This window comes from Rahnella perminowiae (assembly GCF_019049695.1).
Classification (GTDB): domain Bacteria; phylum Pseudomonadota; class Gammaproteobacteria; order Enterobacterales; family Enterobacteriaceae; genus Rahnella; species Rahnella perminowiae.
The window spans coordinates 133,198-154,951 of the sequence record NZ_JAFMOT010000180.1; the positions used below are offsets into that span (position 1 = coordinate 133,198).

General features: G+C 51.9%; 20 protein-coding genes. 7 read left to right on the forward strand and 13 right to left on the reverse strand.

Annotation, left to right across the window (positions count from 1 at the left end; all coding sequences use genetic code 11):
• Positions 1–87: 87 nt before the first annotated feature.
• From J1781_RS15755 to J1781_RS15770, 4 genes are all read left to right on the forward strand, one after another.
• Positions 88–1,668, forward strand: coding sequence for a carbohydrate porin (locus J1781_RS15755; RefSeq protein ID WP_129953703.1), 1,581 nt, complete (start codon positions 88–90; stop codon positions 1,666–1,668).
• A 73-nt stretch (positions 1,669–1,741) separates the two neighbouring features.
• Positions 1,742–3,115: a sucrose-specific PTS transporter subunit IIBC gene (locus J1781_RS15760; protein WP_129953704.1), complete on the forward strand. Its 1,374-nt coding sequence runs from the start codon at positions 1,742–1,744 to the stop codon at positions 3,113–3,115.
• Positions 3,112–4,521: a sucrose-6-phosphate hydrolase gene (locus J1781_RS15765; RefSeq protein ID WP_217233858.1), complete on the forward strand. Its 1,410-nt coding sequence runs from the start codon at positions 3,112–3,114 to the stop codon at positions 4,519–4,521. The genes J1781_RS15760 and J1781_RS15765 overlap by 4 nt, the downstream gene beginning before the upstream one ends.
• 30 nt (positions 4,522–4,551) lie before the next feature.
• A complete protein-coding gene (locus J1781_RS15770) occupies positions 4,552–5,598 on the forward strand; it encodes a LacI family DNA-binding transcriptional regulator (protein ID WP_129953706.1) in 1,047 nt (348 codons plus the stop codon).
• Here J1781_RS15770 and J1781_RS15775 read toward each other — a convergent pair.
• Positions 5,590–6,237, reverse strand: coding sequence for a hypothetical protein (locus J1781_RS15775; RefSeq protein ID WP_129990931.1), 648 nt, complete (start codon positions 6,235–6,237; stop codon positions 5,590–5,592). The genes J1781_RS15770 and J1781_RS15775 overlap by 9 nt on opposite strands.
• Before the next feature lie 272 nt (positions 6,238–6,509).
• Between J1781_RS15775 and J1781_RS15780 the strand changes: the two genes are divergently transcribed.
• From J1781_RS15780 to J1781_RS26515, 3 genes are all read left to right on the forward strand, one after another.
• Entirely contained in the window at positions 6,510–7,739 is a 1,230-nt protein-coding gene (locus tag J1781_RS15780) for a sensor histidine kinase (protein WP_129953708.1), read from the forward strand.
• Positions 7,740–7,756: 17 nt separating this feature from the next.
• Positions 7,757–8,809, forward strand: a complete 1,053-nt coding sequence (locus tag J1781_RS15785; protein ID WP_129953709.1) for a response regulator transcription factor — start codon at positions 7,757–7,759, stop codon at positions 8,807–8,809.
• A 225-nt stretch (positions 8,810–9,034) separates the two neighbouring features.
• Positions 9,035–9,508, forward strand: a complete 474-nt coding sequence (locus J1781_RS26515; protein WP_129953710.1) for a BMC domain-containing protein — start codon at positions 9,035–9,037, stop codon at positions 9,506–9,508.
• 69 nt (positions 9,509–9,577) lie between these two features.
• Here J1781_RS26515 and pduF read toward each other — a convergent pair whose 3' ends face one another.
• The 12 genes from pduF to pduL all read right to left on the reverse strand — a co-directional run bounded on the left by pduF (position 9,578) and on the right by pduL (position 21,666).
• On the reverse strand, positions 9,578–10,387 hold the full coding sequence (gene pduF / locus J1781_RS15795) for an MIP/aquaporin family protein (protein ID WP_217218754.1): 810 nt from the start codon (positions 10,385–10,387) through the stop codon (positions 9,578–9,580).
• A 55-nt stretch (positions 10,388–10,442) separates the two neighbouring features.
• Positions 10,443–11,360 carry a glycyl-radical enzyme activating protein gene (locus tag J1781_RS15800; RefSeq protein ID WP_217233859.1) on the reverse strand — a complete coding sequence of 306 codons (918 nt, stop codon included), beginning with the start codon at positions 11,358–11,360 and terminating at the stop codon, positions 10,443–10,445.
• A 77-nt stretch (positions 11,361–11,437) separates the two neighbouring features.
• Positions 11,438–13,984, reverse strand: a complete 2,547-nt coding sequence (gene grpM / locus J1781_RS15805; protein WP_217233860.1) for a glycyl radical diol dehydratase GrpM — start codon at positions 13,982–13,984, stop codon at positions 11,438–11,440.
• A gap of 62 nt (positions 13,985–14,046) precedes the next feature.
• Positions 14,047–14,352 carry a BMC domain-containing protein gene (locus J1781_RS15810; RefSeq protein ID WP_129953714.1) on the reverse strand — a complete coding sequence of 102 codons (306 nt, stop codon included), beginning with the start codon at positions 14,350–14,352 and terminating at the stop codon, positions 14,047–14,049.
• Positions 14,353–14,361: 9 nt separating this feature from the next.
• The gene (locus tag J1781_RS15815) at positions 14,362–15,900 is read right to left on the reverse strand and encodes an aldehyde dehydrogenase family protein (protein WP_217233861.1); all 1,539 of its coding nucleotides are present in this window, start codon (positions 15,898–15,900) and stop codon (positions 14,362–14,364) included.
• A 42-nt stretch (positions 15,901–15,942) separates the two neighbouring features.
• The gene (gene pduB / locus J1781_RS15820) at positions 15,943–16,728 is read right to left on the reverse strand and encodes a propanediol utilization microcompartment protein PduB (protein WP_129953716.1); all 786 of its coding nucleotides are present in this window, start codon (positions 16,726–16,728) and stop codon (positions 15,943–15,945) included.
• 21 nt (positions 16,729–16,749) lie between these two features.
• Complete coding sequence (gene grpH, locus J1781_RS15825) at positions 16,750–17,031, reverse strand: propanediol utilization system shell hexameric protein GrpH (RefSeq protein ID WP_095925478.1); 282 nt, start codon at positions 17,029–17,031, stop codon at positions 16,750–16,752.
• 199 nt (positions 17,032–17,230) lie between these two features.
• Positions 17,231–18,442: a propionate kinase gene (gene tdcD, locus J1781_RS15830; RefSeq protein WP_217233862.1), complete on the reverse strand. Its 1,212-nt coding sequence runs from the start codon at positions 18,440–18,442 to the stop codon at positions 17,231–17,233.
• An 11-nt stretch (positions 18,443–18,453) separates the two neighbouring features.
• Complete coding sequence (locus tag J1781_RS15835) at positions 18,454–18,945, reverse strand: GlcG/HbpS family heme-binding protein (protein ID WP_217219577.1); 492 nt, start codon at positions 18,943–18,945, stop codon at positions 18,454–18,456.
• A 9-nt stretch (positions 18,946–18,954) separates the two neighbouring features.
• Entirely contained in the window at positions 18,955–19,221 is a 267-nt protein-coding gene (gene grpN, locus J1781_RS15840) for a microcompartment shell vertex protein GrpN (RefSeq protein WP_217233863.1), read from the reverse strand.
• Positions 19,222–19,234: 13 nt separating this feature from the next.
• Positions 19,235–19,930, reverse strand: a complete 696-nt coding sequence (locus tag J1781_RS15845; protein WP_331252984.1) for a flavoprotein — start codon at positions 19,928–19,930, stop codon at positions 19,235–19,237.
• Positions 19,927–21,666 carry a phosphate propanoyltransferase gene (gene pduL, locus J1781_RS26345; protein ID WP_205952640.1) on the reverse strand — a complete coding sequence of 580 codons (1,740 nt, stop codon included), beginning with the start codon at positions 21,664–21,666 and terminating at the stop codon, positions 19,927–19,929. Before pduL ends, J1781_RS15845 begins: the two co-directional genes overlap by 4 nt.
• Positions 21,667–21,754 lie beyond the last annotated feature (88 nt).

A 21,754-nucleotide genomic window follows, 5' to 3' on the forward strand; every position in this document is an offset into this window, starting at 1 on the left:
AATGCTTATTGTGCTCAGGAAAACCAGTTTAGCAATTTAGCTAAACAGTTTTCCCCATAATAATTAAACCTCTTCTGAGTGATAAAAATGATGATGAAACCCCGCTATCTTGCTGTTGCAATTGGATTAATTTTGTCATGCACCGCCCAGGGCGCCGATATTTCAGCCAGTGCCATTGAAGCCCGCTTTGCCGCGTTAGAAAAAAGACTACAAGTCGCCGAAAATCGCGCCGCCAAAGCAGAGAAACGTGCCACTGAAGCTGAACAGCAGGTCAAAACACTGGAAGCGCGCACAACCAGTAATGAACAACAGACACGGCTCGTGGCGAAGGATGTTGAGACGACCGGGCAAAAAACAGCAGAGGTGGCTAAACGTACTGAAACGTTAGTCGCTGACAACAATAAAAACAGCAGTGATAACAGCGGGTTCAAATTTACGGGATATGCACGTTCAGGCGTGATCATGAATGATTCGGGGACCTCAACAGAAAGTGGTCCTTATGTTACGCCTGCCGGGCAAACTGGCGGTGCGGTAGGACGTCTGGGCAATGAAAATAATACCTACGTCGAGCTGAATCTGGAGCATAACCAGACGATGGCCAGCGGCGCGACCTCCCGTTACAAAGTCATGCTGGCTGATGGTCAGCGCAGCTACAACGACTGGACCGCAGCCACCAGTGAATTAAATATCCGTCAGGCCTTTGTTGAACTCGGTTCTTTACCCACGTTCAGCGGCCCCTGGAAAGATTCCACCCTCTGGGCGGGTAAGCGCTTTGACCGCGATAATTTCGACATTCACTGGCTTGATTCCGACATCATCTTCCTGGCAGGCACAGGCGGCGGGATTTACGACGTTAAATGGGGGGAGAACCTGAAAAGTAACTTCTCGCTCTACGGAAGAAACTTTGACGATCTTGAAGACAAGAATAGCGATGATACCCGCATCGAGAATTACATTGTTACGGCCAATAACTATGCCGGACCTTTCCAGTGGATGCTAAGCGGGCTGCGGGCCAAAAACAATCAGGATCGCGAAAATACCGGCACCAGGGGGGTCACCAATGCGGCGGATACCGGCTTCCATACCCTTCTGGCGTACCACGGCGACAGTTTTTACGGCCTGCGTGAAGGGACATCCAAAACAGCACTACTTTATGGTCACGGGCTGGGAGCAGAGGTGAAAGCACTGGGCTCTGACGGACATCTGACTGACGATGCCAGTACGCTTCGTCTGGCCACATACGGTATCACGCCGATCAGCAAAAACTGGAGCATCGCACCGGCTGTTCTGGCTCAGCAGAGTAAAGACCGCTATGTCTCCGGAGATAACTATAAATGGCTGACGTTTAATACCCGGCTGATCCAGCAAATTACTGAGAATTTCGAGCTGGCGTATGAAGGCAGCTATCAGTATATGGATCTCGATCCGCAAGGTTACAGCGATTACAACAAAGTGAAAGGGGGTTTCTACAAACTAACCTTTGCACCGACTTTCAAGGTGGGCGATATCAGCAACATGCTGAGCCGTCCTGAAATACGCTTCTTCGCCACCTATATGGACTGGAGCAAAGAACTTGACAGTTACTCCTCCAGCGATTCCTTTGGTACTGATGGCTTTACAGCGGGCGGACAGTGGAATTTCGGCATCCAGATGGAAACCTGGTTCTAAACAGCAGGGTTTGATTCAAAAAAAGCGCCCGGCCTGACCGGGCGTTAACGATAATGATAAATTAAGGGATTCTATGAACATCAATGCAATCGCGACTGAGCTGCTTCCGCTGTTGGGTGGGAAGGACAATATTGCCAGCGCGGCACACTGTGCCACACGTCTGCGCCTGGTGCTGGCAGATGACAGTCTGATCAACAAAAGTGCTATCGAAAAAGTGGAAGGCGTAAAAGGCTGTTTCAGCAATGCCGGACAGATTCAGATCATTTTCGGTACAGGGTTAGTGAACAAGGTGTACGCCGAGTTTATTAAAGTGGCCGGTATCAGCGAATCAAGTAAATCCGAAGCCGCCGATATCGCGGCACGGAAACTCAATCCCTTCCAGAGACTTGCGCGCGTACTGTCGAATATCTTTGTGCCGATTATTCCGGCAATCGTCGCCTCCGGCCTGCTGATGGGGCTGCTCGGTATGGTGAAGACCTACGGCTGGGCCAACCCTGAGAGCGCGATTTTTATCATGCTTGATATGTTCAGCTCGGCGGCATTTATCATTCTGCCGATCCTGATTGGTTTTACTGCCGCACGGGAATTTGGTGGCAATCCGTTCCTCGGTGCCACCCTCGGCGGTATTCTGACACATCCGGCGCTGACCAATGCCTGGGGCGTTGCCAGTGGTTTCCATACCATGAATTTCTTTGGTATTGAGATTGCGATGATCGGGTATCAGGGCACGGTCTTCCCGGTTTTACTGGCCGTCTGGTTCATGAGCTTCATTGAAAAACGCCTGCGCAAAGTGATCCCCGATGCACTGGATTTGATCCTGACACCGTTCCTGACGGTCATCATTTCCGGTTTTATCGCTTTCCTGATCATCGGCCCTGCGGGTCGTGCGCTCGGTGACGGTATTTCGTTTATTCTCAGCACATTAATCTCCCATGCCGGTTGGGTGGCAGGGCTGGTGTTCGGCGGATTGTATTCAGTTATCGTGATCACCGGTATTCACCACAGCTTCCATGCAATTGAAGCGGGTTTGCTGGGGAATCCGCATATCGGCGTAAATTTCCTGCTGCCTATCTGGTCGATGGCCAACGTTGCACAAGGCGGGGCCTGTCTTGCCGTCTATTTCAAAACACGTGATGCAAAAATTAAAGCCATTGCGGTGCCTTCGGCCTTCTCCGCGATGCTGGGCATCACCGAAGCGGCAATTTTTGGTATCAACCTGCGCTTTATGAAACCTTTCCTCGCGGCGCTGGCAGGCGGTGCGCTCGGCGGTGCCTGGGTGGTGGCAATGCATGTCAATATGACAGCGGTTGGTCTGACCGGTATTCCGGGGCTGGCCATCGTGCAATCCAGTTCGATTCTCAGCTATCTGATCGGGATGGTGATTGCCTTTGGCAGCGCATTCCTGCTGTCATTGCTGCTCAAATACAACACGGAGAGTGAAAAATGACGGAAGCCGGATTGCTGAAAAAAGCGCTGCACAGCGTGGTGGCGGGTCAGGTTAACGCGGCGGCAGATCCTTACCGTCCCGGCTGGCATCTCGCTCCGCCGGTCGGGTTGCTCAATGACCCGAATGGTTTTATCCAGCATAACGGACGTTTCCATTTATTCTACCAATGGAATCCGCTGGCCTGCGCGCACGGTGCCAAGTTCTGGGGGCACTGGAGCTCAGCAGATTTGCTTCACTGGCAGCATGAACCGCTCGCGCTGGTGCCGTCAGAAGAATTCGAAACCCACGGATGCTATTCCGGTTCAGCCGTGACCGATAACGGCCAGCTGACACTCATTTACACCGGTAATGTGAAATATCCCGATGGCAGCCGCACGGCATTTCAATGTCTGGCACGCGAAAACACAGAGGGCCAGTTTGATAAAACCGGCCCGGTACTCTCCCTGCCGGCAGGTTATACCGGACATGTCCGGGATCCCAAAGTCTGGCGACATGAAAACCACTGGTACATGGTGTTAGGGGCTCAGGATCTTAACCTTCAGGGCAAAGTATTATTGTTACGATCCGACAACTTATTAGCCTGGGATCTTCTCGGCGAAATGGCCGGTTCAGGTTTACACGGGCTGGGTGAATTCGGCTACATGTGGGAATGCCCGGATTTATTCCGGCTGGGCGATAACGACATTCTGATTTGCTGTCCGCAAGGTTTAGCGGCGGAATCTGACCGTTATCTGAATACGTTCCAGTCGGGTTATTTTGTCGGGCAACTGGATTACGACAATGCGACCCTTGAGCACGGCGAATTCACTGAGTTAGATCTGGGGTTCGAATTTTATGCGCCGCAAACTACGCAAACGGATGACGGGCGACGCCTGCTCATCGGGTGGATGGGCATACCGGACAGTGATGAATTTTTCCAGCCGACAATACAAAATGGCTGGCTGCATACAATGACCTGCCCGCGCGAACTGACGATGGTGGCGGGTAAAATCATGCAAAAACCGGCACGGGAACTGCAACAACTCCGTCGTGATGAGCAGGCATGGCAGGGAACTGCCGACGATTGCCCTCATCTGGACATCACAAAAGCCGAGACGGAAATTATCACTGAACACGCTTTCAGTGCGGATTTAGGTGGCGACATGACGCTCAGCTTCGACGGAGAATGGCTGCGTTTAACGCGAAAAAACCGGCGTACTGGTTTGCCGGAACACCGTGTCTGGCGCGGCGCGCTGCACAAGCTGACGGTATTAAGCGATGCGTCGAGCCTTGAGATTTTCATTAATGACGGGGAAGCTGTGATGTCCTCACGCTATTTCCCTGCTTTACCTGCCCAACTGACCGTACGGGGTTCTCATCAGATTGCGCTGCGCCACTGGTCGTTGGCTGAATGCGTGATAGAATAAATGCCCTTTCGGATAACAGAATATGGCGCAGTGAAAAAGACCAAACGCATCACTATCAGTGGCATAGCCGAACTGGCTGGCGTGTCGAAATCGACTGCCAGCCAGGTGCTTAACGGACACAGCAAGAAGTTTCGTATCTCCGATCTCACCCGGGATCGGGTACTCGCCGTGGCAGCAGAACATCATTATCAGCCGAGCATTCACGCCCGTTCGCTCAATGTCACCCGCAGCTTCACGCTTGGGCTGGTGGTGCCGGAAATGACCAACTATGGATTTGCCGCCTGCTCTAACGAACTTGAAATGCTTTGTCGTGAGAACGGCATGCAGTTGCTGATTGCCTGTACGGATGAAAACACCAGCCAGGAAACGATGGTTGTTAATAACCTTATCCAGCGGCAGGTCGACGGGCTGATTGTGGCATCAAGCATGCTCAGTGATGCGGAATACGTAAAAATCAGTCAGCAATTACCCGTAGTCTTATTTGACCGCCATATGCAGGACACACAGCTCCCTATGGTTGTCTGTGAAGCCATAGAATCTTCAGCAGAGCTGGTCTCCCGGATAGCCCAAATCCAGCGTGATGAGTTTTATTTTCTCGGTGGACAGCCGCGAATTTCACCGACCCGTGACCGTCTCGCGGGTTATCAGCTTGGGCTGCAACGTGCAGGTGTCAGCCTGAATCCCGATTGGGTTCTGTATGGTAATTACCATCCCAGCTCCGGTTATGAAATGTTTGCGCAACTTTGTGCCCGCCTTGGACGCCCGCCCAAAGCCCTCTTCGTTGCGTCATGTGGCTTGATGGAAGGTGTTTTGCGATATATGAGCCAGCATCAGTTGCTGGAGAGTGATATCCACCTGTGCAGTTTTGACGACCATTATCTTTATGACTCCCTGTCTGTGAAAATTGACACGGTCGCACAGGACTGCCGTGAACTGGCCATGCACTGCTTTAGTATGATAAGTGGGCTGATGAATGAACAACCCGTAGAACAGCCGCAATGCTTTTTAACCCCTAAATTGCACTGGCGCTCCCCGCCTTTTACACAGATTAATTATGGAACGCTACCGCTACGCTAAATGAAATAATCTCGATAACGATGCTGACCAGTCTGGTTCTGAGCGAGGAATATATTGCTGCCAGAACCCGCTGTTATCACTCGCCCAGGGTGGTACAGTCGGAGAACCTTTTAACCAGAACTGGATCTTTTTCATTACCTGAGGATTATGCCTGTTTCGATATATCCATCTTAACTCCACGCCCGTGAAAGATCTCCCGTGCTGATCCCTCGGATGAGACTTTTCTGCCACCATATTCAAATCTATTTCATCAAGAATAAAATGAACCGTGGTATTATCCTGTAACGTAGAAACCCAAAATAATCCTGCCTTACACTTTCTCCCAATAACCTGGTGATGATGTACTGCTCTGCCATTCATATTAAAACCTTGGGCCTCACATATTGTTTTATATTTTGAATGAGAGGATAACGTACGCAAATAGTCAGCCTGCTTTAAAGGCTTTACTCTCTCGTATTTATGCTGGAGCGTCTGTTCAACCTTTGTCGCGGCATATTGGTCTATCGTTGAAATATTCTTCGGGGTAGCCGAATTTTTGAAAAATTCGAATTTATTAGAATACATCCCCCTTTGCTCATGCATCCCGTAAACCAAATCCCCTTCCTCAAACTGCTTTTTGAATGGCGGAAAAAATGGCATTTTGATCTCCTTATGCTCTACATATCATTGTCCTCCCGTAATTTTATCATCCTCCTTCAGAGACTGCACCAATAAAAATCAGGTCCTGCCACTCCTGTACTGCTCTCTCCGCTTACTGCCCTAACTTCCGTATTAATTAACATAACCTCATGTAAGTTAACATCCTCGGCTAATTAAATTTGTTCCGCTGTGACGGGTTTCAAAATACCCGCAGATGATTTCCTGTATATTGATATAGTGAATGATTTCAATTACCACTACAGGTAATCGTAATGAATAACAAATATAAATTGCATGAGTTTCTTGATATAAAAAGACTTCAAACCCTCCAGGATAATTTCAGTAAATCAATGATGATTGCTTTAGTCGTCGTCGATCAGGATGGTGTGCCGGTCACGCAGGCGAGTGGTTTTTCAGATTTTTGCGCCCGTTCAAGGTGTAACCCATCTCTGGCAACGCATTGTTACGAAAGTGATAATGCCGGTGGCCGGGCCGCTATGCGGGCCGGAAAACCGGTAGTTTACCGCTGCTACTGCGGGTTTGTTGAGTTCGCCGTGCCGATCATGATAAACGATCATTATCTCGGGGCATTTATTTCCGGTCAGGTGAAAGTCGAGGAGGAGAAAGAGCGCACCATTCCTTATATCCTCGATAACAACCAAATATGGAAAGAGAATGCATGGCTGATCGATTTACATCAGGACGCTAAACGTATGCCATATGATCGTTTTGAATCTACGGCCTCCACGTTACTGCACGTCTCTTCTTATCTGGTGGAACAGGCGCATACCAATAATATTCAGCGCGAACTGCACAGGAAAGATCTGGAACTTACTGACGAATTACGTAAAAGAGTGGAAACAGAACGTTCACTGCATGAGGCAGAATTTAAAGCCCTGTCATATCAGATTAACCCGCACTTTCTCTTTAATGTATTAAATACCATTGGCCGCCTGGCATATCTGGAAAATGCTCAGCGGACAGAAAACATGGTACATGACTTCTCGGACATGATGCGTTATTTGCTGCGTAAAAGTAATCATGGCCTGATTACGCTGCGGCATGAAATTAATTATGTCACCAGTTATATGTCGATTCAGAAAGTGCGCATGAATGACCGTTTTGATTATCAGTGCGATATTCCTGAAAAGTATGCGGAAGTCGTCTGCCCGTTTTTGATATTGCAGCCCCTGGTCGAGAATTTTTTCAATTACGTCGTCGAACCGCGTGACACCCCCAGCTGGCTACGCATCAGCGCCAATGACGACGGGCATGATGTCATTCTGCAGGTGACCGACAACGGCGACGGTATTTCACCAGCCGACATTGCCAACATTTTATCCGGTGATGAAAATCGCCAGAAAGGCGGCATCGGTATTAATAATATAAAAAACCGGCTTCAGCTGTTATTTGGTGAAAGCTATGGACTGGGCATTTCCAGCCTCCATCAGCCACAAAGGGGAACCACCATCACCCTGAAATTCCCCATGCTGCAAGCCTGATAAACGGAGACGTGAGCATGTACAATATTGTGATTGTAGAAGATGAACTCATTGAATCTGAATCTTTGCGGCGGATTGTGTCTGAGTCCGTCGGTAATTCCATAGTACATGAAGCCAGTACCGGCAAGAAAGCCATCCAGCTGATCGACAAGCTTGATCAAATCGACATGATGTTGGTCGATATTAATATTCCGCTACCCAATGGTAATCAGGTGATTGAATATCTGCGGACCAAAAGCGCCAGTACCAAAGTGATTGTCACCACGGCCAACGATGATTTTGATCTTGTGCGCAGCATGCTCAACCTGAAAGTGGATGATTATTTGCTGAAGCCGGTGAAGAAAAGCACCCTGACCGATGCCATTCGTAAAACCCTCGACGTCAGTGATGTGGATATTGTGGCGTCGCGGGCGCTGAAACAAACCGTCGGTACGATGATCGAACGCTGCGATTATCCTCAGTGGCATAACTTCCTGTTTGACGCACTGGATAATACCTGCGCTGCCACGCCATCCGCCATAAGCCAGCGCAAAATACTGACAGATGTGCTCGAATTAATGCATCAGCACCTCATATCATGGGGGGAGAAAGGCCAGCCAGCGGCAAAGACAGTGACGGCGCTAATCCAGGAAATCAGCCAGTCCGGTATTTCCGCCAGCACCTACTACCGCATCATGTCCCGGCTGCTGAGCATCGGGGAAACGGTTTTCGACCATGCACTTAAGCACTTCACTGGCTCGATGAGCTTTATCGATCGCGCAAAATTCCACATCGAAAAAAACATTCTTGATAACCTGACGCTCGACGACATTGCCGCACGATCCTTTGTCAGTTCCTGTTATCTGAGCCGGGCGTTTAAGAAAATGACCGGCGCCGGTTTCTCAAACTACATCGCCGGCCGCAAGATAAACGTTGCCAAATCGCTGCTTCAGTGCAGTGACCTGAGGATCAATACCATTGCGCTGGAGCTTTCCTGGCAGGATGCCAACTATTTCTGCCGGATATTCAAAAAGGAAACCGGTATGGCCCCGTCTGATTTTCGTAAAATCGTCGCGCCTGTACCTGCTTAATGCGCAGACCGGTTAATTCTGTACGCGCACTCAGCGTGAGGGCAAAAAAATCCCCCCTGTCCGCAAGATAGTGTACGTCGCTTTCACCGGCCGCCTCTACCATAGGTGAGCCGTTGAACAACGTGACACAACTTCAGAGCGTATCTGTTGCAGGATCCTCGACCCGCGTTACCGTCAGGCCGTTTGCGACGCACTTCACTATGAATCTGGTAACAGGAGCGATCTATGCCCGGACAAAGTTTGGGATTAATTGAAACTGTCGGTCTGGCCGCTGCGGTGGAAGCTGCGGATGCCGCGATGAAATCCGCGCACGTCACGCTGGTCGGTTATGAACTCACTCAGGGCGGCGGTCTGGTTACCGTCAAACTGGCAGGCGAAGTCGGCGCAGTCAACGCGGCCATCGCGGCGGGAGTGATGGCAGCCAGCAAAGTCGGCACAGTCTTTGCGCACAAGGTGATTGCCCGCACGGCGCAATATCTTGAAAGCATGATTTATTCCACAGAAACCACCGGCATGACGCCCGCTAAATCTACGTTCACAACGCAGAAAGATCCGCAAAGCATACCCGTGGTTAATGTGGAAGCAACGCCAGCTCCGTACTCATGCATGGATTTTCAGGAAGAAGTGAAGAAGGAAGAGGAAGCGCCGGTCATCGTGAACAAAAGCCAAAAATCCCGTCGCGGCAACCGTAGAAAATAAGCGTTACCTGCACATAAAAAACGGCGATGCCACTGCACCGCCGTTTTTTATTGGTTGGGTTAGAAAAGCCTAAGATTTGGCGACATCCGCCACCGGTGCGTTTCCCGGCAGGTTTTTACCGATACACAGGCGATATACCGCAGCGCCCAGGCAGGCACCGATCACCGGAGCAATAATCGGGATCAGGAAATAGGGAATGTCGCGACCACCGGTCATGGCGATGTTGCCCCAGCCCGCGAAGAAGCTGAACAATTTAGGGCCAAAATCACGCGCCGGGTTCATGGCAAAACCGGTCAGCGGGCCGGTTGATGCGCCGAGAACGGCGACCAAAATGCCAATCAGCAACGGCCCCAGCGGACCACGCGGCACACCGTTACCGTCGTCGGTCAGCGCCATAATCAGCCCCATCAGAATTGAGGTGATAACCATTTCAATAAACGCCGCCTGCCACACGCTTATCGCCGCCGACGGATAGGTACTGAATATACTGGCCAGTTGCAGGCTTTCCACGCTGCCGCGCACCATATGATTGGCGTTTTCAAAATTAACAAACAAGTTGTGATAGAACATGTACGCCAGCAGCGCACCACCGAAAGCGCCAGCCACCTGCGCTATAATATAGGGTATTACTTTACGCGCGGGAAAACGGGCAAACAGCCACAAGGCTATCGTGATCGCCGGATTAAGGTGTGCGCCGGAAATGCCCGCCGTGAGATAGACGGCCAGTGAAATCCCCAGCCCCCATACAATACAGATTTCCCACAAACCGAAACTGGCCCCCGCCACTTTCACTGCTGCCAGACAACTGATGCCGAAAAACAAAAATAAGCCGGTACCGAGAAATTCCGCAATACATGGCGTCTTCACTGAATCATGCATACAACGACCTTATTTTGATTATATTTTTGAAAAGCTGAATATCCTGACCGGAAACTCAGCCGCCGATATGGCAATGAAAACCGGACGACTCCACTTCTTTTTTTAATAATTCCATTTTGGATCCAGCAATACTTTCCACGTCCCCCATCGGATAAATACGCCCAAGCAGATTATATTTATTTTCGCCAAAAGCGTGATACGGCAATAAATGCAAAGTATCGACATGGGACATCAGTCGCGCAAATTTCACGATATGACGTATTTCTTCCGTATTATCATTCACCCCCGGGATCACCGGTATACGCACTATGGTTTTTGTCATGAAAGAAATACGTAACAGATTTTCCAGGATCTGGCGGTTATCCATACCGGTATTGGCCTGATGCACTGCCGGGTTGATCGCCTTGATGTCAGTCAGCGCCAGATCGACATAAGGGAAAACGTCAGCAATTACCTCGGTTGTGGCGAAGCCGGTCGTTTCCATCGCCGTGTGCCAGCCCTTCTCCTTACAGGCTTTCAGCAATTCCCGGGCAAACGCAGGCTGCGCCAGGGGTTCTCCGCCGGAGAGCGTGATCCCGCCACCTGAACGCCGGTACAAATTTTCTTCTTTCTGCAATTCCCGCATCACTTCCGCCACCGTCATGCGTTTACCTTTCATTTCCAGTGCCTGAGTCGGGCAGACCTGGGTGCATTTACCACAATCAATACACCGTTCACGATCTATAAAAGAAGCGTTATTAACGGATAATGCCTGTTGCCGGCAGACTTCAATACATTTACCGCAACGAATACAATCACTCTTTTTAAATAATAATTCCGGTTGCGGATGTTGTGATTCCGGATTACTGCACCATTTGCAGGCCAGCGGACAGCCTTTAAAAAAAGGAATGGTGCGGATACCCGGTCCGTCATGCAGAGAATAGCGCTGAATATTAAATAATACGCCTTCCGTTTCGTAATCGACTTTATTCATAACTTTACCCGCCATCAGCGCCACAGGTTATTTAAAAAACGGGCCATGTGTTGTACATAGCCCGTGAAGGTAGCTAATCAGAATTGCTGTTCTGTGCGGCTGATAATGTCGTCCTGCACTTCTTTCGCCAGCACCACAAACTGCGCACTGTAACCGGCGACGCGTACCACCAGATCCTGATGTTGCTGCGGATTGTTCTGCGCTTCGATCAGGGTTTTGCGGTCGATGACATTGAACTGGACGTGCATCCCTTTCTTATCAAAGTAGTTACGTACCAGCCCGCTGAAATGGCGCAAACCCTGTTCTCCGGCCAGTGACGACGGCAGGAATTTCTGGTTGTAAAGCGTGCCGTTAGAGGCAATGAAGTGATCGAGTTTGGCCACTGAATTAGCTGCTGCGGTTGGCCCCTGGGTATCTTTACCCTGACGCGGTGAAACGCCGTCGGCCAATGGTTCTTTCGCCATGCGTCCGTCCGGCAGTGCTGCCACGTCTTTGCCGAACAAGACGTTAGCAGAAACCGGATAGATACCGGCCTGAAACTGACCGCCGCGCGGGTTGGTATATTTCTCGACTTCCTGGCAGTAAATCAGCGCACATTCACGTGCCACGAGATCCACTTCATCGATGTCGTTCCCGAAGCATGGGCTATTTTCAAGAATGTGTCGGATCTCTTCGAAACGTGAGTTGCTCCCTGCCGGAGCTGCGGAAGTGCCGCTGGCAAGCTGACGGTAAACTTCATTTTTGATCGCCGTCGGATCCAGTGAACCATGCTGTTCGATGATACGTTTCACCATCTCATGAATTTCCTGTTCTCCCAGCGATGACTTACCGTCTGCCGCGTGAGGTGCGCAGCCGACTGCATGACCAAAGTTAGTGTCGAGTGCGCTTTTCAGTTCAGTCAGTGTCAGTTTGCGGTCTTCAAAGACTTGTTTCCGGAGGGCATAAACGGAGTCCCCGGTGTCAGCGATACCAAAGGCCTGCGGGCCGGTAAAGTTGTAGATCGCGCCGCCTTCCTGTAACGACTTACCGCGACCGATACAGTCATCGACCAGCGCGGAAAGGAACGGCAACGGGCAGCGCTCGCCATGGGCGATATCTACACTGTTACAGGCTTCCACCAGCTGATGCACGAAATGCACCATCTGTTTTTTGAAGGCGGTAAAGAAATCATCAATGCTGGTGTATCCGGTCATTTCGCCGGTCACCGGCCCTAACTGTTTGTTGCCAGCGCGGCCATTGTTGAGCGTGATTTCCAACACTTTTGCCACATTGAAGAATGCCGCATCGTGCCAGCCTTCGGTGCGGTGCGGCGACTGCGGCTCCACGCAGCCAATGATGCAATAATCACGGGCATCGTGCAGGGAGACACCACGGTTTTGCAGCGCCGGGATAATCACTTCATCGTTGTACATCGCCGGAACGCCCAGCCCCATGCGTACCAGTTCACAGGCGCGGAACAGGAATTCATCCGGCGTACCCTGCCAGACGCGAATAGAGAACGACGGTTGCGGCAGACGCACATGCGCCGTCGCTTCCATGCACATGTAAGTCAGCGGGTTGGTGGCATCACGGCCGTCTTCAGTCTGACCGCCGACGCACAGGTTCTGGAACACGGCGTATCCGGCAAACGCCTGGGCAGAAATTTCGTCGCGGGTCTTGTTGATATCGTTGAGCTTTATCCAGCAACAATCCACCAGTTCCTGGGCAAACTCTTTCGAAATGGAGGTATCGGCAGCCAGATATGGGTACATATACTGGTCAAAACGCCCCGGCGATATAGAATGCCCGCTGGATTCAATCTGCAACATGCTTTGCAGGAACCAGAAGGTCTGGCACGCTTCCCAGAACGTAGTGGCACCGTTTTCCGGTACACGGCTACAGTTTTGCGCAATCTGTTCCAGTTCGCGTTTACGTGCCGGATTGCTTTCCAGCTGTGCCAGACGCGTAGCTTCCTGCGCGTAACGGTGCGCAAAAGTGATAGCTGCCTGATAACTGATTATTACCGCGTTATAGAATTGTTCTTTTTTAATATATCCCGGTTCTGAACGATCCAGATTTTCCAGTTCGCAGCTCACCCGATTAATAATGCCGCGAAAACCGATTTTCAGTATTTTTCCGTAATCTACACTCACATGTCCGACACCGCCGTAGAAATAGTTACCTACGGTAAATACGCCGCTGGCCATGCTTTCTTTGGTGCCTTCCGACATATAAGATGCGGCCAGCGAACTGGTGGTTTTACCCGGCCAGTATTTAAAAGCTTCGTGAAGTTCGTCAGCCGTTTTTTCCGGAATAATAAACGGATCGGCGACCCGGTGCTCCATAGTATTAAATTCTTTTTCCACCCAGTCATAAGAGAATTCAGGGCATATTTCGGTAGAGCGAGGATTAATGGTCACCGCACCGACAATCAGTTCGTCAGGACGAATAGTGACCGGCAGCTCATTAAATATTTTTTCGACCACGCGTGCCCGGCGCATAATGGCAGGCAGTTGTTCATTTTCTTTATAAGCCTCCGTCGCTAATACGGCGCGCTCAGATTCTACATAGGGTTTAGCATGCAGGATCATATTTTTGAGTCTTACAACACGTTCGGTCGGATTAGAAAAGCCTTTCTCTAACATAGAATAACTCCCGAAATTAATTATTAAACCTTGCGGCAGTAATCGTTTTTATCAGCGTATAATCAGAAAGCCGTATTATTGTTGTCGTCTTCTATTATTCGCATGGCTTCATTCACGGCGGCGACTTCACCGAATATGGCCAGTGTTGTAATATGTTGCGGGCAACTGCCGAATATTTCCGAGACCACCACATTGGCACTTTTACTGGCGGCATCTGCATAGAAATAAAGATCCGGCACCGGTAACATAATCATGCCAATCGCATCGATACGGATAAGATCAAGCCGTGAACGAAATTCCCCGGGCATCCTGCGTTTTATCATTGCCACGATGTCCGGCGTGGGTGCGTTTATGATGCGTTTTTTCATCGCCGCGCCTTATCTGACGTTAAGGGCCTCGACCATCACGCAGCGACGGGCTCTGGCGAAAGAACGCGCCGACGTCAGCCCTTCTCCGGTCGGTCCGGCAATGGTAAACGTGGCATGCCCTTCGCCGCCAACACCCAGCCCGGCATAGGAAGGCCCATTTTTCACAAAAATCGTAGTCTGGATCTGACGTGCCATTTTGGTGAGCTTTTCGACATTGGTGGAATGCATGATGGCGGTATGGCGATTGCCATGCTCGACCTGCACCGCCAGTTCGATGGCTTCATCGACGTTATCGACCCGCACCACCGGCAACACCGGCATCATCAGTTCATGTACCACAAATGGATGATTTTTCGCCGTTTCCACCAGGATCACTTTGGTGTCTTCCGGCGCAATGATGCCCAGTTGCTGCAGGATATAGCGTGCATCTTTACCCACAAAGGCGGTGTCCGGGCCGGTACCTTTCTCGTTCAGTACCAGTGACTCCATCTGGCGAAGAAGCGCTTTGTCACCCAGCAGATAACCGCCACTTTTCTTCATGCAATGGATCAGATAATCCGCAACCTGATTGACAACAATGACTTCTTTCTCCGCCACACACGGCAGATTGTTATCGAAACTGCATCCGCAGATGATGTCACGGGCGGCCTTTTCGATATCGGCGGTTTCATCGACGACCACAGGCGGATTCCCGGCCCCCGCGCCAATGGCTTTTTTGCCGGATGACATTACCGTTTTCACAATCGCCGGGCCGCCGGTGGCCACCAGCATGTTGATGCGCGGATCACTAATCAGGGTGCTGGTGTTGTCGATGGAAGGCTGCGTAACAGTCACCACCAGATTGGCCGGTGCGCCCAGACTGGCGAGTTTGTGGTTAATCAGTTCCACGCAATAGAGGGAAACCTTGCGTGAGCGAGGATGCGGGCTGAACACCACGGAATTTCCCGCCGCCAGCATGCCGATACTGTTGTTGATAATGGTTTCTGTCGGATTGGTGGTCGGCGTGATTGAACCGATTACCCCGTAGGCAGAAAACTCCGTCAGGGTCAGCCCGCTGTCGCCGCTCAGCGCGCCGGTAATGAGGTCTTCCGGCCCCGGTGTTTTCTGCGCAGCAACACGATTTTTAGTCAGCTTATCGGCGTAATTCCCCATGCCGGTTTCTTCCACTGCCATACGCGAAATAGTCTGTAAGACCGGTTCCTGCAGGAAAACATCGCGGATACCCTGAACAAATGTCGCCCTCTCCTGCATCAGACAGTGGCGATACTGAACCTGCGCGAGCACCGCTGCGGCGATGGCTTCATCCATTGATGCAAATGCGCCATTACCCGGTTCGCAGGCCGGTGACGGGATCGTCGTGACCCGTTTCTGCGCCAGCGCTCTGGCAACAATGGCGTTGAGAGAGGCGCTGGCCGGTGCCGGAGGGCGTTCCGGCGCAGGCGGCGGCGCGGTCTCTGCAGCACTGTTTATTATCGCACTCTCCGGCGTCATTTTGGTAAACCTGCTCAGCACGCTGGAGACCGCCTGAGCAATTTCAATATCATTCATGCTGTTAATTCCTTACTGCACGTCACTTCGCAAGGTTAACCCTCAAATATAGGGTTTGGTGGTGGAACTGATCGGTGACGGATCCAGCGTGGCAAGCAGTTGCAGCCCCACTTCACGCGCGGCAATCACTGCCTGACGCACCGCACCGGAATCACCGGCAAAGGTGAAAATGACTTCGTTACTGAAGCTGGTGCCTTTTGACGGACTGGCGTAACCCACCGGTTCGATCACCGCCGATTTGGCCGCCACATCGGCAATCACTACGCCGATGGCCGCAGGCGAGGCACAGGTCATGCCAAAGGCTTTACCGACAGGTGCACCAAAAGCTTTATTCAGCGCAAAGCTGGCGCGGGCGGTGTACTGGAATTCAAGGTGTCCCGCCGGTGAACCGTACACATCGCCCATGGTGCGTTCAATTTCAGACAGCGCCACTTCAATGGCACGGCGGACATCAGACACATCAGATGCACCGAAAATAATTAAGCACCCATGTCCGCCGCCCCCTTGCGTATCACGCGCAAGTTCAACCGATAATATTTCACTGTTGGTGGCTTTCACCGCTTCGTCGGCCGCAAAAATATGCGGGCCCGCACCGGTTCTGGCGCCAAGAATACCAATAGAGCGATATTTCTTGTCGATATTCATGACGTCATGTAATTGATTATCGACATTGGCAATAACCAGACCAATAGTATGTCCGAGAGCGGTTCCGACGAATTCCGTTAAACCACAGCCCGCAATACTGGCGGCTTTTTTATCTCCGGCATTTTCACTGGTCTGCTGATTCACTGCTTCAGATATAATCTGCTCAACAAGATTATCTCTCATGGTCAGTATCCTCTGAGGTTATTAACCAACGGCTTTTGGCAGGATTTTTTCCACTTCGATATGCGGACGCGGAATAACATGCACAGAGACCAGTTCGCCCACTTTGAGTGCTGCCGCAGAACCGGCATCAGTCGCCGCTTTAACCGCGCCAACATCGCCGCGCACCATTACCGTAACCAGCCCTGAACCTATTTTTTCATAACCGACCAACGTGACATTGGCAGATTTCACCATGGTATCTGCCGCTTCAATTGCAGAAACCAGACCTTTTGTTTCAACCATACCTAATGCTTCTTGTTGCATAAAAACCTCGAATAATGAGTGGGGACGTTAATTAACGCAGGCGTTATTAATACAGACCGCCAGCCCGCGTATGTTTATCCTGCCGGCAAATTCTTCACGCAGGATGATAATAAAGATTTCATGACCAAATGTTTTGCCCGCCAGCCGGACTTTCTTGTTATTTCTTCAGGGAGCCGGACAAGAAAATCTCTCTGTTTTCTTATTTATTCACTGTCTGTGCGTGACAAATTGCCAGCGCATCCAGCGCAATCATTTTTTCTTCATCAGTCGGGATCACCGCCACATAAGGAGAGTTTTGTGGCGATATCACACCGGCCCTTCCGCCGCAGGTTTGCTGGTTTTTATGTGAGTCCAGCTTCAGCCCCAATACGCCAAGGCGTTCAAGCGTCAGTTCCCTGATCAGCGCCGAATTCTCACCAATCCCGCCGGTAAAGATCAGAGCATCAAGACGTTTCAGAGATGTCAGATGCGCACCCAGATGGCGTGCCAGCCGGTGAACCATCACATCAATCGCCAGTGTCGCCCGCTTGTCGCCCTGGCTGCGCGCATCCTGTAACGTGCGGCAATCGCTGGAAAGACCGGATATCCCAAGCAGGCCGGACTGGTTATTCACCATTTTGTACAGCGCGTCGATACTCTGGCCGGTACTGGCCGCGATATGCGCCGCTGCACCAAAATCCAGATCGCCGCAGCGCGTACCCATCACCAGCCCTTCAAGCGGCGTCATGCCCATCGAGGTATCCACGCTGCGTCCGTTCTGCACCGCACATACCGAAGAACCGTTGCCGAGATGGGCAATCAAAATGCCGTGATCTTCAGGGTCTAGTTCCAGCATGCTCAGCGCTTCGCCCGCAATATAACGGTGAGAGGTGCCGTGAAAACCGTAACGCCGCACCTGATAACGCCGCTGATATTCCAGCGGGATCGCATAAGTGTACGCCGCCGCAGGCAGCGTCTGATGAAACGCCGTGTCGAACACCGCGACCTGTGGCACCAGGGGCAACAGTGCAATGGCCGCTTCGATGCCGGTCAGATTAGCCGGGTTATGCAGCGGTGCCAGCGCCGACAGTGTGCGGATTTTTTCAATCACTTCAGACGTCAGGCGTACCGAATGTTTGAATTCGCTGCCGCCGTGGGCGACACGGTGTCCGATGGCCCGCACCACTGGCAACCACCGACGTTCAGTCAGTTCCATGAACAGCACTTTCAGTGCGCAAACATGGCTGGCTTCACTCAGCGCGACGCGGGTTTTCTGCCCGTGGCAGTCTTTCAACGTCATGCTGGCATTATCCAGCCCCAGCCTTTCTGCCAGTCCGGAGAGAACCGGCGTGCCCGTCTCAGACGCGATCAACGAAAACTTCAGCGAGGATGACCCGCAATTGATAACCAAAACCAGTGAACCGAAGGACATATTGACCCCTGTTAATCATTTTCAGTTATGAGTGCGAAACGGGCTGTGCTGAAACGGCGCAATGTATTGCGTGCAACCGTCAGATCCTGTTCCACCGTGCCACCACTGATGCCAATCCCGCCAAGTAACACGCCCTGTGACCAGCACGGTAAACCGCCGCCAATGCAGCAAATACCGCTCTGATGCTGCAACCCGTAAAGCGCTGCGCCCGGTTGGATCAGCGCGGCGAGTTGGTGAGTGGACATTTTCAGCACCACGGCTGTCAGCGCTTTTTCGGGCGCAAGGCGGTGGCTTACCAGCAATGCATTCTCCATGCTGAAAAAATACCGCTGATGCCCGCTGGCGTCGGCCAGGCTGAACACCACCGGCACACCAATGGCCTGCGCTTCTTCTTGCGCAAACCGGGCCAGCAACGCACAGTCGTCAAGGGTCAGCGCATGCCGTTGTCCGGCTTGCTGTCGGGAAATGGCCGCGCTTATCCAGCTGTCCAATTGTTCAGACATAGGGGTTCCTCAGGAGAGATCCTGTGGATCGACAATGCCGACCACGGCTGCATCAATCACAGAATGCTCTTTGCTGTTGCTCATACGCGCTGAACTGCCGGTGGAAATAATGACGATTTCGCCATTTCCCGCACCGACGAAATCCACCGCCACCTGAGCACTGCCGGTGGGCTGATAATGCTCATCAAGCCGGGCAACCATCAGTAATTTGGCCCCGTTTAACGAGATGTGTTTGGTGGTGGAGACCAGCGCACCGGTCACTTTTGCCAGATACATAACTCCTCCCCTTTCACCGGATCACGGTGATGTTCTGTCGGCGAATTTCATCCTGCGCAGCAGGCGTAATCAGCGTGTTGCGGCCAATACGTAAAACGTCTGTCACGCGGTGAAGACGGATATCGTTCAGCGTGATCAGCCGTTTTTGACAGACGCTTTCTCCGCTGCCCGTTACCGCGATGCCGTATTGCCTGAGGGTGTCGATGTATTGCTCCAGCCTCACCTGCAACGGCAGCGCAAAGCCACTGTCACCGAGATGCATAAGTTCAGGGTTCAGGGTGACTATCACCGGCGTCTTAGTGCTCAGTGCATGGAAAACCTGCACAGTCGCGAGATTGTCGCGGATACCCAGCGCAATTTTGCTCAGGCTGTTGGTGGAAAGTGCGGGTAAATACAGACTGTCGACAACCTCAGCGGTCAGCGGAGCAAAATCATCAGCGAGGTATAACGGATCGATGTCAGGCAGTAATGCTGCTTTCAGGCCGGACTGGCTCGCACTATGTGAAAACGCCACACGTAGCGCATAACCCGCATTGTCCAGTGCCCGCAGGCTTTGCAGCGTCATCGGCAATGTCGTCAGATCGTCCCCGCTGATCAGCACACGCACGGTTTTGCCTCCGGCCTTCAACGCAGCACGCTTGCGCACCAGTAAACCGGCAATTGACCGGTCGATCAGGCGAGATAAACGCTGGCGTTCTCCAGGAGTCACAGGTGAGATCCCCGGCCAGACCGGAATACCAGATCGCCGTTGCGCAGCCCCAGGCCATTGGCTTCCTCCACATCAATATGCAATTCCAGCACCGCACCGGCGCTGATCCGCACCAGAACGTGGCTGAGAATGCCCGCACGTTGCCCCTGTGCCTCTAAATCAATTTCCATACCCTCGCGCAGGCCGTAGCGTGCCGCTTCCTGTGGCGAAATATGAATATGACGCCAGGCGACAATTGTTCCCTGTGATTTACTGACGCGCCCTTTCGGCCCGACAAGTTCAATACCCGGTGAGTTTTCCAGGTCACCGGACATTCTGACCGGTGCCTTCACCCCGAGCACAAAACCATCGGCTACCGAAATCTCGATCTGCGTGGTGCTGCGCAGCGGTCCGAGCACCCGGACATTCGCGATTTCGCCTTTCGGGGTGCGGAGTGTCACGGTTTCTTCAGCAGCAAACTGACCGGGTTGCCTGACTTTTTTCAGGCATGTCAGCGTCGAGCCGTAACCGAAAAGAACATCCATATCTTCACGGCACAGATGCACGTGACGGTTAGAAATCCCGACCGGCACGGTAAACTGCGGTGCAGGGTATTCGCCGGTTTCAGCGATACAGGAAAGCAACTGGTCTATATCCCGCCCGCAAGGCGTGTAAGGGTTGGAAGCAGTGCAACCATCCGCTAACGCGGTTTCTGTCAGGGACAGACGCATTGTTTCAAATACGGCTAAATCCGTGCCGAGCTCTCTTAACGTGCGGGGAATACCAAACTGCAGATTGAGCTGACGGATTTTCTCCACCAGTTGGGAAATCATCTGTTGCGGTTCAGCGGGGGCAATACCCGGAATCATCCTGGCACACTGGCAGTAACGGGCAGTGGTTTCGGGTGAGGCGTGCGCGGCGTTAAATTCAATGACTAACGGCAACAGCATGGCGTTAATTTTACCGTGCGCAATATGCAACATGCCGCCGACAGCATGCGCCATACCATGCACCAGACCCAGTCCCGCCGAGTTAAATGCCATGCCCGCCATACAGGAGGCATTATGCATATGCGTACGCGCTGCGACGTTTTTTTCATCAGCATAAATCTGCGGCAGAGACTGCCACGTGATGGCAATGGCTTTTTCGGCCAGGGCGTCGCTGAAATCATTGGCACCCGTTGAAACCAGCGCCTCGATGGCATGCGTCAGCACGTCCATTCCGGTATCAACGGCGATATGCCGCGGTAGACTCAGCACCAGTTCCGAGTCGAGAATAGCGGTATCCGGCACCAGCGCCTGCGAAACCAGCGGATATTTGCGGCCATTCTGCGGGTCGGAAATGATCGCGTAAGAAGTCACCTCGGACCCGGAACCGCTGGTGGTAGGAATGGCAATCAGCTCAATGCTCTTTGACTGACCGCCAGTCTGCTGATAATGGTCCTCCAGCGTGACCCTGATACCTTTGGCGGCATCAAGGGATGATCCCCCGCCCAGTGCAATAATCACATCCGGCCTGAAGGCTTTAAACTGCGCCGCCCCCTCCAGCAAAATATCCGTACCCGGATCCGGTCTGACCTTGCCGTATATCGATACCGTTGCCTGCGGCATCTGGTCAGTCACATACGCCGTTCTGCCCGAAGTCAGCATAAATTCATCCGTGACGATCGCGACTTTTTTGTTATTCAGGCGGCTTAACACGTTGACTGACCCGTTGCCAAAATATACCCGCGGGCTGGAGAAAAATTCACTTGCCATTATTTCAGCACCCTTACTCAGATTAGCGGCATACGAAATGCAGCGTAAAAAAGATGCCGTTAACCTAGCATTCACTGCCTGAAAGGGG